The sequence below is a fragment of the Pseudomonas sp. MWU13-2105 genome, from assembly GCF_023242315.1.
In the GTDB taxonomy this organism is placed as follows: domain Bacteria; phylum Pseudomonadota; class Gammaproteobacteria; order Pseudomonadales; family Pseudomonadaceae; genus Aquipseudomonas.
The window spans coordinates 88,191-100,803 of sequence record NZ_JALLIY010000009.1 but is presented as its reverse complement, the minus strand read 5'-3'; the positions used below and the strand labels follow the sequence as shown (position 1 = coordinate 100,803).

Sequence of the window (12,613 nt, the reverse complement as noted above, 5' to 3'; positions counted from 1 at the left end):
GTGAATCCCCGCAGCGCCTGGCGTGCCGTGTGCACAAGGCGTTGAGGTTTAGAGCTTGTCATTGTGTTTGAGCATGCCTGAAGGGCATTTGTCATGGGGCTGGAATATGTCGATAGAAGAACTGATTCCTTATATCAATACCCTGCCTGACAGGTCATGTGGCCCGAACTTGGAATATCGGGCGGACTTTATTCAACTGTTACAAGAAATAGAGGGCGGCAACGAAGTTCAATATGGCGATCATGTGTATCCCGCCACGCCCGTGGACTGGCAACGGGTACGCGCGCTGTGCCTGGTGCTGTTGGAAGATTCCCTCGACCTGCGGGTCGCGGTATGCCTGGCGCGGGCCTTGCTGGAGGTGCGCGGGTTGTCCGGTTTTGTCGATGGGTTGCGGTTGATCGACAGCCTGCTGCACGAGCGCTGGGAGGATGTTCACCCCCAGCTCCTGGCTGAAGATGATCACGATCCGCTGATGCGGCTCAATACCCTCGCCGAGTTGGCGGTGCCCAGCAGTGTGGTCCTGGTGCTCAAGCGTCAACCCTTGGCTGGCGCCGTGGGCCTTGAACCGCTGTATCTGGCCGATCTGGCCAACATCGCCGAATCCGCTCAAGACGAGGTTCGGGCACAGGGGCTGGCGCGGCTGGTCGGCCTGGTCGAGTCCGCGGCCCGCGATGAGTTGCTCGAGAACCTGCGCTCGCTGAGGGCGCTGGTCGAGCTGATCGCGCAGATCGACATTTGCCTCGAGGAAAAAACCGCGGCACCGGGTATTTCCCCCCTGGCTGGGCTCGGGCGGACCCTGGACAAGTGGTGTCGCGTCGCCGAAGAGCGTTGCCGCGGCGTCTTGTCGCCGCCGCTCGCGGACTCGCCAGCGGCTCCGCCCAGCGAGCCGGCAAACCGCGCTCCAGCCGCCTGGCGCGGCGTCTGCCAGTCCCGCGAAGACGTAGTCCGTGCCCTGGACGCCATTTGCGCCTACTACGCCCACCACGAGCCGTCGAGCCCGGTGCCGCTGCTGGCGGCCAGGACGCGCCGGCTCGCCACCATGAGTTTTCTCGAAGCGATCGCCGAGCTGGTGCCCGGCAGTCTCGCCGACCTGCATGCCCTGGGCGGTATTGCCCATGACTAACCTTTCCCACCCTGCTCAGGTTTATCTGTATGTCCAGTAACAACAGCCAGAAATTCATTGGGCGCAACCGTGCGCCACGGGTCCAGATCGAATATGACGTCGAGTTGTACGGCGCCGAAAAGACCGTCGAGATTCCCTTTGTCAACGGCGTGTTCGCCGACCTTTCGGGAGCCAATCGGGCCGACCTGCCACCGCTGGCCGAGCGCAAGTTCCTGGAAGTCGATATCGACAACTTCGATGAGCGCATGGCCGCCATCCACCCCCGGGTGCAGATCAATGTCCCCAACCAACTGACGGGGGAAGGGCAGATGGCGGTGTCGCTCGGCTTCAAGAGCATGGACGACTTCTCGCCCGGGGCCATGGCGCGCAATGTCGAGCCGCTGCGCGAGCTGCTGGAGGCGCGCAATCAACTGGCCAACCTGCTGACCTACATGGACGGCAAGAGCGGCGCCGAGCAACTGATGGCCCGCCTGCTGGAAAACCCGGCCCTGATGCAATCGCTGCTGGCCCAGGCCAAGCCGGCGGCCACCGAATCCGAAGACTGATGCCTTCGATGATCGCTCCCTGAAACAGGTAACTATCCGTGTCCGCTACATCTCAGAATCAGTCCGGCATCGATCCGACGGTAGAACTGTCGCCCAGTGAATTCAACGACCTGCTGCAACGCGAGTTCAAGCCGCGTGGCGAGCCGGTGCGCGAAGCCATCGAAAATGCGGTGCAGACCCTGGCCCAACAGGCGCTGCGCACGACCCAACTGATTGCCCACGACACCATCGGGACCATCCAGGCACTGATCGGCGAAATCGACGCCCGGCTGTCCGCGCAGGTCAATGACATCCTCCATCACCCGGACTTCCAGGCGGTCGAATCGGCCTGGCGCGGCCTCGACTACCTGGTGAGCAACACCGAGACCGACGGCAAGCTCAAGATCCGCTTCCTCAATGTCGCCAAGGATGAAGTCGCCCGCGAGCTCAAGAAATTCAAGGGCGCGGCCTGGGACCAGAGCCCGCTGTTCAAGAAAATCTACGAGCATGAGTATGGGCAACTGGGCGGCGAGCCGTTCGGCGTGCTGATCGCTGATTTCTATTTCGACAACAGCCCGCCGGATGTCGAGTTGCTGGCGTCCCTGGCGAAGATTGCCGCGGCGGCCCATGCGCCGCTGATCAGCGCGGTGTCACCGGCGGTGATGCTGATGGACTCCTGGCGCGAGGTCGCCAACCCCCGCGACCTGAGCAAGCTGTTCCTCACCCCCGAGCACGCCGCCTGGCGCAATCTGCGGCGTTCCGAGGATTCGCGCTACATCGGCCTGACCATGCCGCGTTTCCTCGGACGCATTCCCTATGGCGCGCGCACCGCGCCGGTGGCGGAGTTCGCCTTCGAGGAAGTCACCGAAGGCCAGGCGCGGAATTACCTGTGGGCCAACGCGGCCTACGCCATGGGCATCAATATCAACCGTTCCTTCAAGGAGTACGGCTGGTGTTCGCGGATTCGCGGCATCGAGTCCGGCGGGGCCATCAGCGGCCTGCCGGTCCACACCTATCCGACCGAAGAGGGTGGCGTCGACATGACCTGTCCGACCGAGGTCGCCATCAGTGATCGGCGCGAAGTGGAGTTGGCCAAGAACGGTTTCATGCCCCTGGTGCATTGCAAGAACACCTCGTTGGCGGCGTTTATCGGCGCGCAGTCGTTGCACTGTCCCCAGGAATACGCCGACCCCGACGCCACCGCCAATGCGCAGTTGGCGGCGCGCTTGCCGTACCTGTTCGCCACCTGCCGTTTTGCCCATTACCTCAAGTGCATCGTGCGCGACAAGATCGGCTCCTTCAGCGAGCGCGAAGACATGGAGATCTGGCTCAACAATTGGATTGTCAAGTACGTCGAGCATAACCCGGCGACCGCCAGCGACGCCGACAAGGCGCGCAAGCCGTTGGCGGGTGCCGAAGTGGTGGTGGAGGAAGTGGAAGGCGACCCGGGCTTTTACCAGGCCAAGTTCTTCCTGCGTCCGCACTATCAATTGGAAGGCCTGAGCGTGTCCCTGCGACTGGTCTCTCAACTGCCCTCGGTCAAAGGCTGAGGGGTTCACGCCCGACCGGGGCCCGGCTCCGGAAAAGGTGCTTAACCATTCAAATAAATAGATGTCGGAGTCCGCATGATTGTATTGAAATTCAAAACCGAGATTAAGGGGAACTGCCAGGAGAAGGATCACGAGGACTGGATCGTAATCGACTCCTGGGGCTTCAGCAGTGGTCGTTCCATCTCCATTGGCAATGACCGTGAGCCGAGCGTCGGGCATGTCACCGAGATCACCTTGAACAAGGCCACCGACGTCTCTTCGCCCTATCTGTTTATCGAGTCGGTCAGCGGCAAGTCGCTGGGCGAGGCAACCCTGCGCATTATCCAGACCAGCGGCAGTTCCACGGGCAAGAACGAACCCTATGTCGAGTTCACGTTGACGGCGCCGATCATCAGCAGCTACGCGATCAGCGGCAGCGGTGATCGTCCGAGCGAAACCATCCAGATCAGCTTCACCGCCATCAAGTATCAGTACAAGCACTTCATCGATGGCAAGGCTGTCGCGACCCCTGCAAAGAGCTACGACCTGCTCAGCAACACCACCGTGTGATCGAACGCCGGCGGGGCCCGCGGTGTGCCGCGGGGCCCGTTGGCGCCTGGGTTTTTTCGGGAGGATTTTCATGAGCACTTCCATGACACCGCTGCTCGAACGTCTGCTCTGCCTCGCCAACCCTGGCGACCAGATGCCCCGGCGCCGGCCTGGCGCGGGCGCGCGGCCAGAGTTGGAACACCTGTGCCGGGATCTCACGCTACTGTTCAATGCCACCGGGCTGGGGGCGATCTGTCCGCTGGGCAGCCAGCCCCATGTCACCCGTTCGGTACTCAACTACGGCCTGGGCAACCTGGCCGGAGTGGTGCTGTCGAGCATCGATACGCAGAAGCTCGAGAGCCGTATCCGGGAAATCGTCCTGGATTTCGAGCCGCGCATCCTGCGTTACAGCGTCGCGGTGCAACTGCTGTCGACGACGCCCTGTAGCGCCAGCCTGAATTTTCTGATCGAAGGCGAGATTCGTGGCCTCGATGCGTTGCATGCCTTTCGCCTGGAGTCGGCCTGGAATACCGAGAGTGGCGAGGTACGGGTCCGGCCCTATGGGCGCCCGGCATCTCATGGATGAGCGGCTGCTGCGTCACTATGAACGTGAGCTGAGTTTCCTGCGGGAAGCCGGTGCCGAGTTTGCCGAGGACTACCCGAAGATCGCCGCCACTCTGGGGCTGCGTCCCGAGGAGGTGACCGATCCGTCGGTGGAGCGCTTGCTGGAGGGCCTGAGTTTTCTCACGGCCCGCGTGCAACTGCAAATGGAAGCCGAATTCCCGCGTTTCACCGAGAGCCTGCTGGAACTGGTGCAGCCGCAGCAATTGCTACCGGTGCCGTCCATGGCGGTGTTGCAGTTTTCCCCGGACTTGCAGGAAGGCTCGCTGGCCTCGGGTTTCACCTTGCCGGTCGACACCGTGGTGCGCTCGCTGGGTGAGGCCGGCGGACAAGAGCCGCGTTGCGAATTTCGCAGCCTGCGCCCGGTCACGCTCTGGCCCCTGGCGCTGGAGTCGGCGGATTACCTGCCCAGTGCCGGGTTGCTCAAGGGCTTGCCGGCCAGTGTGCTCAAGCAGGACGGTGGTGCCTTGCGCCTGCGTTTGCGGACCACGGCCGGGCTGTCTTTCGATCAGTTGGCGCTGCAAGAGTTGACGCTGTTCCTGCGTGGCGATGGCTCGTTGCCCCTGGCTGTCCAGGAAGCCCTGCTGACGCGTGCCGAAGGCCTGTTCGTGCGTTGCGGCGAAGGCGAGGGCCGGTGGAGCCGGCGAATCGACCCCGGGCATATCCGCCAGCCGTCAGCGCCTCCGGCGTCCAGCCAGTATGCGCGGTCGTTGAACAGCGATGCGGTGTGTGCGCAGCTCAAGACCTTTCTCGCCTTCGCCGAGGGCGAGCGGTTCGTCAGCCTGGGTGGCCTGGGGCCGGCGTTGCGCGACTGTCCGGCGCACAGCGTGGAACTGGTGGTGGTGTTTGCGCCGCTGCCGCAACCGCTGTCGGCACTGGTCAATGCCAGCCACTTCGGGTTGTTCTGCACACCGGTGATCAACCTGTTCAGCAAGCGGGTCGAGCGTATCGTCGTCGACCCCTGTCGGCACGATTTGCCATTGCTGGTCGACAAGGCGCGACCGCTGGCCTACGAGATCCAGGAGGTGCTGGCGGTCCATGGGTATGCCGCCGGCTCCAAGGAGCGCCAGGTGATCCTGCCGTTGTATGCCCCGCCACGGCTGGACGCTGGCGCGGCTCGCCCGGCGGGTTTCTACCAGATGCAACGCAGCCCCAGCCGGGTCCCGCAGCATTTCGTCGACGGGCAGCGGCGTTACCGAGGCTGCGATGCCAGCCTGGTGTTGGCACTGCAGGCGGATGCCGAGTTGCAGCGCCTGGCGGTGGATGTGTTGTGCTCCAACCGCGACCTGCCGTTGCGCCTGCCCCTGGGGGCGGGCAACAGCGACTTTGTCCTCGATGTGGGCGCGCCGGTGCTGGCGATCCGTTGTGTGGCCGGGCCCTCGCGTCCGCTACCGGCGCCGTCCCAGGGCGATCGGCAATGGCAGGTGGTGCGGCAGTTGTCGCGTAACTACCTGCCCCTGGCTCACCGCGAGGGGGCGGCCGGAGCCCGGGCCTTGCGCGAATTGTTGGCGCATTACCTGCCCGAGGACGACAGCAGCGGACACAAGTTGCTGCAAGGCATCGTCTCGTTGCGCGCGCAGGTCGTCACCCGGCGCTTGCCCGGGCCCGGGCCGGTGGCTTTCGGGCGCGGCCTGAACCTGACACTGGTTCTCGACGATGCCGCCTGCGAAGGTACCGGGAGCTATCTGTTCGGGGCCGCGCTGGAGCGGTTTTTTGTCCGCTATGCCGCGCTCAACGCCTTTATGCAGACCGAGTTGCACAGCGTGAGCCGGGGTCATATCAAGACCTGGGAGGCGCGGGCCGGCCAATGCATGATCTGGTAGCGCCGCCGGAACTGCTCGCCGAGCCCTGGCGCTACGATTTTTTCGCCGCGATGCGTCTGCTCGAGTGCACTTACCCCCATGCGCCGCGCTGGGGCACGGCGCAGCGCCTGGGCGACGACCCGCTGCGCCTGGCGCAACATGTCTCGTTGGCGTTCGAGCCGGCGATGATCGCCCAGTTGCGCCTGCGCGAGGGCCGCGCCGCGCTGCTGGCGGTGAACTTCTTCGGCCTGACGGGGGCGAATGGGCCGATGCCGCTGCATTTCAGCGAAGATGTGTTGTCGCGCCAGATCAACCATGGCGACAGCACCCTGGCGCACTTTCTCGATGTGTTTCACCACCGTTTGCTGAGCTTGCTTTATCGCAGTTGGGCGCGGGTGCGGCCGGTGGTCTGGGCCGATCGTCCGACCGACGATCGTTTCGCCGACTATGTGTCGGCGTTCTCCCCGGGCGAGACTGGCACCTTGCCCAGTGGCACGCGCTTCTACGCACCGCAGTTTATCGATCAACGCCGCGGTGCCGCCGGTTTGCTGGCCCTGGTCCGGGATCTGCTGCGCTTGCCGGCGGCGCTGAGCAGCCTGGGCCGGCATCGGGCGGTCCTGGCATTCGACGAGCGCTTGCAACTCGGCCGGCGGAGCGCATCGGCGCAGTTGGGTGGGGCCGCGCTGCTGGGGCGGCGGCAGTGGAATATCCAGCACAGTTTCTGCCTGCACCTGGGGCCGGTGTCCTGGTCGGACTATCAGTACCTGCTGCCCGGCGGGCGCTACTTCGAGGCCCTGTGCCCGCTGGTCGAATGCTATGTCGGTCCGACCTATCAATGGGACCTCGACCTGCGCCTGCAACCGGCGCAGCGACCCGCGCTGCAATTGGGCGCGCGGCAAGGCCTGGGGCGGGCCTGCTGGCTGGGGCGCAAGTGCGCGACTGCAGCGGGCTGGCGCTTCGAGCCGGCACGCTTCCAGCGCTCAGCCGCGCCCCCCGGGGGCTGATTTAGGAGTTATCCGATACCCCGCGCGGGCGCCTTCACTGACACTGCATGGGCTTTCCATGGATGTCTGTCTGGAGCACGCATGAATCAGCAAGTTGTAATGGGTGCCTTGCTCTCCTGTTCGTTCGGTGCCGCGCCGGCCCGCCTGAATGTCCTGCCGCTGGGGCGGGTCACGGCCGAAGGACAACCGGCGGCGAATATTCTCGATCACCAACCTCTGGTCAATATTCCGCCCTTCGGCCTCTGCCGCAGCCCGGCCAACCCCCAGGTCGCGGCGGCGACGGCCGCCGCCATGGGCGTGCTGACGCCGATGCCCTGCGTGCCCGCCACGGTCACACCCTGGCAGCCCGGCGCGGCGCGGACGCGGATCGCCAAGCTGCCGGCGCTGGACCAGCGTTGTACCTGCCAGTGCAACTGGGGCGGGCAGATCCGCGTCGACGCCAGCGCCACCCTCAAGACCACGATTGCCTGAGCGAGCCCTTGTCACCATGTCCGAAAACACCTACCACCGCGTCCAGGTGCCTGGCGTCGATGCCAAGCTGTCGCTGCTCGAACTGAGTGGCCGGGAAGGGTTGAGCCAGCTCGGTGAGTACGAGTTGACCATTGCCAGCGTGGATGACGGCTTGCAGGGCGATGACCTGCTGGGCCGCCCGTTGCTACTGAACCTCGGGATCGAAGGTGAACGGGTGCGTTCCCTCCATGGCTACATCACGGCTTTCAGCGCCGTTGGCCAGGTCGAGCGCGAGGCGCGCTATCGGCTCTCCCTCAGGCCCTGGCTGTGGTTTCTGACGCAGTCCCGGCGCCAGCGTATTTTCCAGAACCTGACCCTCAGGCAGGTGCTCGAAGAGGTCTTCGGCGACTATCCCGGCAGTCTCGACTGGCAGGCCGAATGTCCGGGGCCGATGGAGTATTGCGTGCAGTTCGGCGAAAGCGACTTTGCCTTTTGCAGCCGCTTGCTGGAGGACGCGGGACTTTACTATTTCTTCGAACATTCAGCCGACGACCATCTGCTGGTGATTGCCGACTCGATGAGTGCCCACAAGCCGGTAGCGCACTTGCGTGAAATGAACTACCGGCCCAGTCAGGACAAGGTCCCGGGCAGCATGCTCGTCTGGGAGTCCCACGGCGAACTGCGGCCCGGGATGGTCAGCCTGGTGGATTTCGATTTCACCAAGGCCAGCAACCGTGAGACCAGTGTTCTCTCGGCCAGCCATGCGGTCGCGGCGACAGCGCGCCATGGCAACTATCGACAGGAAGGTTTTCCCGGGCGATTCAGCCGTCGTGATTCTGGCGAAGCCCAGGCACGGATTCGGCTCGAAGCCGCGCATGCCAACCAACGATGGCGCCGGGGCGTCAGTCAGTCGCCGTATCTGGCGCCCGGACAGTGCTTTACCCTGGTCGATCATCCGCGCGCCGAGCAGAACGGCGATTACCTGATCGTGGCCGCGACCTTGCAACTGGATGATACGGCGCAATTGCGCTGCGAGGTCGAGGCGATCGCCACCGCCCAGGTGTTTCGCGCGCCGATCCAGACGCCGCGTCCGCTGATCGCCGGGCCGCAGACGGCCTTTGTGGTCGGCAAGGCCGGTGAGCCGATCTGGGTCGATGAGTTCGGCCGGATCAAGGTGCAGTTCCATTGGGACAGCAGCGGACAGCGCAACGAGCAGTGTTCCTGTTGGGTCCGGGTCGCCCAGCCGATGGCCGGCAAGCGTTGGGGCGCGCTGTTCGTACCGCGGGTCGGGCAGGAGGTGGTCGTGGAGTTTCTCGGTGGCGATCCCGACCGGCCGCTGGTCACCGCCGGGCTCTACAATGCTGGTCATAGGCCGCCCTGGGGGCTGCCGCGACAGGCGGCCCGCAGCGGTCTCAAGTCGCAGTCCCTGGGCGAGCCGGGGGTGTACAACGAACTGCGCTTCGAGGACAAGGCCGGTCGCGAACAACTGTTGATCCATGCCGGGCGCAACCAGGACCTGACGGTGCGCAACGATGCTTTTGCCAGCATCGGCAACGACTGGCACCTGACGATCGGTGCCAATCAGTTGCTCAAGGTCAAGGACGATCTCCATGAGTCGGTGGGCGGCAAGCGCAACAGTCGGATCGACGCCGATCATTCGCTGGATATCGGTGGCGACAGCCATTGCAGGATTGCCGGCCAATGGCAGTCGACAGCGACGGATATGGATTTCAAGGCCCACGGCAAGCTGGTGCTGGAAGCCGGCAAGAGCCTGACCCTCAAGGTCGGTTCCAGCACCCTGGTGCTCAGTGCCGCGGGCGTGGCGATCAACGGCAAGAGCGTGAGCCTCGACGGCTCGGCCTCGGTTGACATCAATGGCGGTGCCAGCGCCGCCACGACCTCGGCCAGGGCGGCGAAACCGGCGGCGGTCAAGCAGCCCAGGGAGGCTGACGATGGGCGTGATTAAGCGGGTGTGTCGATGGGGCCTGTGCCTGCTGCCGGGGCTGGCACTTCCAGGGTGTAGCTGGTTCTGGGCGGACGAGCCGCCGGCGTCTGAACCGTATATCGGCTTGTCCCTGGAAGCGACACTGGACAGCAATCCCGACCTGCATGGCCGGCCGTCACCGGTGATCGTCAGGCTCCTGCAACTGGCCGACAGCAAGCGCCTGGAGCAGGTCGAGCTGTTCCAGTCGGAAGCCGCGGCCGAGCAGGCGCTGGGCCGTGACCTGCTCCGGCAGGAATCATTGTTGCTGCGCCCTGGCCAGTTGCAGGCGCGGGGTTTCCTGCCGACGCCCGGCACCCGGTTTATCGCGCTGGTGGCCGAGTACCGCGACATCGACCATGCCCAGTGGTGGGCCTGGACCGAAATCGACCCGACGCGGCCCGCGCGGCTGACGGGCCTGATCGGTCGCCAGCGCGTGGCATTGAGCGCCGCGCCCCTGGAGGAGAAGGCTGATGAGTAGTCACGATAGCGTCGTGTGGTCCGAAGGCATGTTTCTGCTGCCGCAGCACTTCCAGCAGCAGGAGCGCCATCACCGGGCCCGGCTGGCGCAGGTCCTGCGCGCCGTGCGGCCCCACGGCTGGGGGTTTGCCGCGCTGAAAATCGATGCCGCGCAGTTGGCGCTGGGCAGCCTGGCCTTGAGTGCCTGCGAAGGGATCATGCCCGATGGCAGCCTCTTCGTCCTGACGGACGAGGAGTTGCTGCGGCTACGTTATCCGGTGGCCGACAACGAGCGTGATGTGCAATTGGTGCTGGCCCTGGCGCTCAATCAGCCAGGCTCGGCGGACACCGAAAGCGCCCCCGCGAACGACAGCCTGGCCCGTTACCGGATCAGCGAAGTGCTGGTGGCCGACGCCAATAGCGAGGGCGGCGAGCCCGCCTGTTTGCAGGTCAGTCGGCTGCACCTGAAGCTGGCGCGAGAAGCTGACGTGGCCGCTTCCCATGTTTTTTTGCGGGTGGCCCGGGTAGTCGAGCGCACGGCCGCCGGCCTGGTGGTGCTTGACCGGCAACAGGTCGCGCCGTTGCTGGCCTGGCGTTGTTCGCCGGTATTGGCCCGCTCCGTCGATGAACTGATCGCCCGCGCCCGGCAACGCGGCGCCGCCCTGGCCGAGGGGCTGGGCCAGGGCGGGCTCGGCGGGATGACGGAGATCCAGCAGTACGTGATGCTGCAGAGCGTCAACCGCGCTGAAAGCCTGTTGCTGCATTTGGCCAGCCAGCCGGCGCTGCACCCCGAGCTTCTGTACCGCGAGCTGGTGCGGCTGGCCGGCGAGCTGGCGATCTTCGGCCAGGAGCGCAAGCGGCCCAGGGTGTACCCGCCGTATCGGCATGATCGCCTGGGCGAGAGCTTTGTGCCGCTGATCCAGGATCTGCTCCAGGCGTTGAGTGCGCCAGCCAGCGCCGATGTGGTCGCCCTGGCCCTCAAGCCCGGGGCCTTTGGGTTTCGTTTTGCCCAGGTGGCGGATATCAACCTGTACCAATCGGCGCGTTTTATTCTCGCGGTGCGCGCGCAGGTGCCCGACGAGGAACTGCGCAAAAGCTTCCCCAGCCGTTTGAAGATCGGCCCGGCCGAGCGCCTGCACGACCTGGTGAATCTGCAATTGCCCGGACTGGCGATCCAGGTGTTGCCGACGGCGCCCCGGGAGCTGCCTTACTATCCCGGTTTCAGCTATTTCCAGCTCTCGAGTGATCACCCGCTGTGGGCCGACCTGGTGGACACCAGCGGTTTTGGCTTGCATGTGGCCGGTTCGTTCCCGGGACTGCAATTGGCGTTCTGGGCCATCAGGGAGCCGTGATGGCACCTGTCAGGGCGGTTCCCGTATCGCAAAACAACACCCATGAGCCTGTTCAGGCACGGCCGGCGGCGGCCGCCGAACACCTCTGCCGGCTGGCTGACGAGCTGCTGTATGAAGTGGTGCTGTTCCAGCGCCTGACGCGCCAGCCCGACCTGCCGGCGCTGCGCCTGCGGTTGATCACGCGGATGCGGACCTTCCAGCAGCAGTCCCTGGCTCACGGTATCGAGTCGCACATTGTGCTGCGCGCCCGTTATGCCCTGTGCACCTTGCTTGATGAGGTCATCGCCAGCAGTGAATGGGCTCGCGGCGCCTGGTCACAGCACAGCCTGTTGATGACCTTTCACCAGCAAAGCGAGGGTGGCGAAGGCTTCTTCGCCTATCTGGACGAGGCCCAGCTCAGGCCGCTGGAGCACCTGGCGCTGCTCGAACTGATGTACCTGTGCCTGGCGCTGGGCCTGGAGGGGCGTTATCGAATCCAGCGTGAAGGTCAGTCGATACTGGCTCTCAAGCGTGCCCGGCTCTACGAAACCCTGCGCTTGTACCGCGAGCGTTATCCGCGTTCGCTGCCCAGGCCGGTGCGGATGAGACAGCGCTGGCGGCGCGTCCTGTGCTGGGGCGCGTACATTCTGCTGGTGCTGTCGCCCATCCTCGCGATGCTGGCCGCATACGACGTGCAAGTGCGCTCCGACCGGCAAATACGTAACGTCGCGCGGGCGTTGTCGGCCATGGACACGCAGCCTGCTGCTCCCGCGCGATGGCCCTCGTTGGCCGAGAGTCTGGCTGGGCATCTGGCCGAGGATATCCAGGCCGGGCGCCTGACGTTGAACAGTCAGGCCAACGGCGTTCGGTTGTTGCTCGGAACCACGGAGTTGTTTGCACCGGGTGCCAGTGTGATCGCGCCACGGCACAGGGCGACCTTGAAACGTATCGCCACGGTGCTGGCGGATCGGCCTGGGCGTATCCGGATCATCGGCCACAGTGATGACACGCCGGTCGGCCGGGGCCAGGTCTCCAACGTGGAGCTCTCGCTCCGGCGTGCCCGTGCCGTGCAGGCGGAAATGTTCGGTGCAACGCCGCCGCGTGCGAGCGTGCAGGTCCTGGGGCTTGGCGCCAGCGAACCACGGGTAGCGAATGACAGCGCGGACAATCGCGCGCGCAATCGCCGGGTGGAGATTGTCTTCGAATCGATCATGACCGACATCGCCCAACCCTAGGGCGC

General features: G+C 65.0%; 12 protein-coding genes. All 12 read left to right on the top strand.

Translation table 11 applies throughout. From position 1 onward, the window contains the following. Positions 1 to 106: 106 nt before the first annotated feature. Complete coding sequence (gene tssA / locus M5B96_RS14790; protein WP_248797411.1) at positions 107 to 1,123, top strand: type VI secretion system protein TssA; 1,017 nt, start codon at positions 107 to 109, stop codon at positions 1,121 to 1,123. 29 nt (positions 1,124 to 1,152) lie between these two features. Continuing rightward, on the top strand, positions 1,153 to 1,668 hold the full coding sequence (tssB, locus tag M5B96_RS14785; RefSeq protein WP_248797410.1) for a type VI secretion system contractile sheath small subunit: 516 nt from the start codon (positions 1,153 to 1,155) through the stop codon (positions 1,666 to 1,668). A gap of 38 nt (positions 1,669 to 1,706) precedes the next feature. After that, positions 1,707 to 3,197, top strand: a complete 1,491-nt coding sequence (tssC, locus tag M5B96_RS14780) for a type VI secretion system contractile sheath large subunit (protein WP_412548610.1) — start codon at positions 1,707 to 1,709, stop codon at positions 3,195 to 3,197. A 75-nt stretch (positions 3,198 to 3,272) separates the two neighbouring features. After that, complete coding sequence (locus M5B96_RS14775; protein ID WP_248797409.1) at positions 3,273 to 3,746, top strand: Hcp family type VI secretion system effector; 474 nt, start codon at positions 3,273 to 3,275, stop codon at positions 3,744 to 3,746. A gap of 70 nt (positions 3,747 to 3,816) precedes the next feature. After that, positions 3,817 to 4,311: a type VI secretion system baseplate subunit TssE gene (locus M5B96_RS14770; protein WP_248797408.1), complete on the top strand. Its 495-nt coding sequence runs from the start codon at positions 3,817 to 3,819 to the stop codon at positions 4,309 to 4,311. Next, positions 4,304 to 6,169, top strand: coding sequence for a type VI secretion system baseplate subunit TssF (gene tssF / locus M5B96_RS14765; protein WP_248797407.1), 1,866 nt, complete (start codon positions 4,304 to 4,306; stop codon positions 6,167 to 6,169). Before M5B96_RS14770 ends, tssF begins: the two co-directional genes overlap by 8 nt. Next, the gene (gene tssG, locus M5B96_RS14760; RefSeq protein ID WP_248797406.1) at positions 6,154 to 7,152 is read left to right on the top strand and encodes a type VI secretion system baseplate subunit TssG; all 999 of its coding nucleotides are present in this window, start codon (positions 6,154 to 6,156) and stop codon (positions 7,150 to 7,152) included. Before tssF ends, tssG begins: the two co-directional genes overlap by 16 nt. Positions 7,153 to 7,233: 81 nt before the next feature. Then, positions 7,234 to 7,623 carry a DUF4280 domain-containing protein gene (locus M5B96_RS14755; protein WP_248797405.1) on the top strand — a complete coding sequence of 130 codons (390 nt, stop codon included), beginning with the start codon at positions 7,234 to 7,236 and terminating at the stop codon, positions 7,621 to 7,623. A gap of 16 nt (positions 7,624 to 7,639) precedes the next feature. Beyond that, positions 7,640 to 9,568: a type VI secretion system Vgr family protein gene (locus M5B96_RS14750; RefSeq protein WP_248797404.1), complete on the top strand. Its 1,929-nt coding sequence runs from the start codon at positions 7,640 to 7,642 to the stop codon at positions 9,566 to 9,568. Then, positions 9,555 to 10,064, top strand: a complete 510-nt coding sequence (gene tssJ, locus M5B96_RS14745) for a type VI secretion system lipoprotein TssJ (protein WP_248797403.1) — start codon at positions 9,555 to 9,557, stop codon at positions 10,062 to 10,064. The genes M5B96_RS14750 and tssJ overlap by 14 nt, the downstream gene beginning before the upstream one ends. Next, positions 10,057 to 11,394, top strand: a complete 1,338-nt coding sequence (gene tssK, locus M5B96_RS14740; protein WP_248797402.1) for a type VI secretion system baseplate subunit TssK — start codon at positions 10,057 to 10,059, stop codon at positions 11,392 to 11,394. Before tssJ ends, tssK begins: the two co-directional genes overlap by 8 nt. Then, positions 11,394 to 12,608, top strand: a complete 1,215-nt coding sequence (icmH, locus tag M5B96_RS14735) for a type IVB secretion system protein IcmH/DotU (RefSeq protein WP_248797401.1) — start codon at positions 11,394 to 11,396, stop codon at positions 12,606 to 12,608. Before tssK ends, icmH begins: the two co-directional genes overlap by 1 nt. The last annotated feature ends 5 nt before the right edge of the window (positions 12,609 to 12,613 follow it).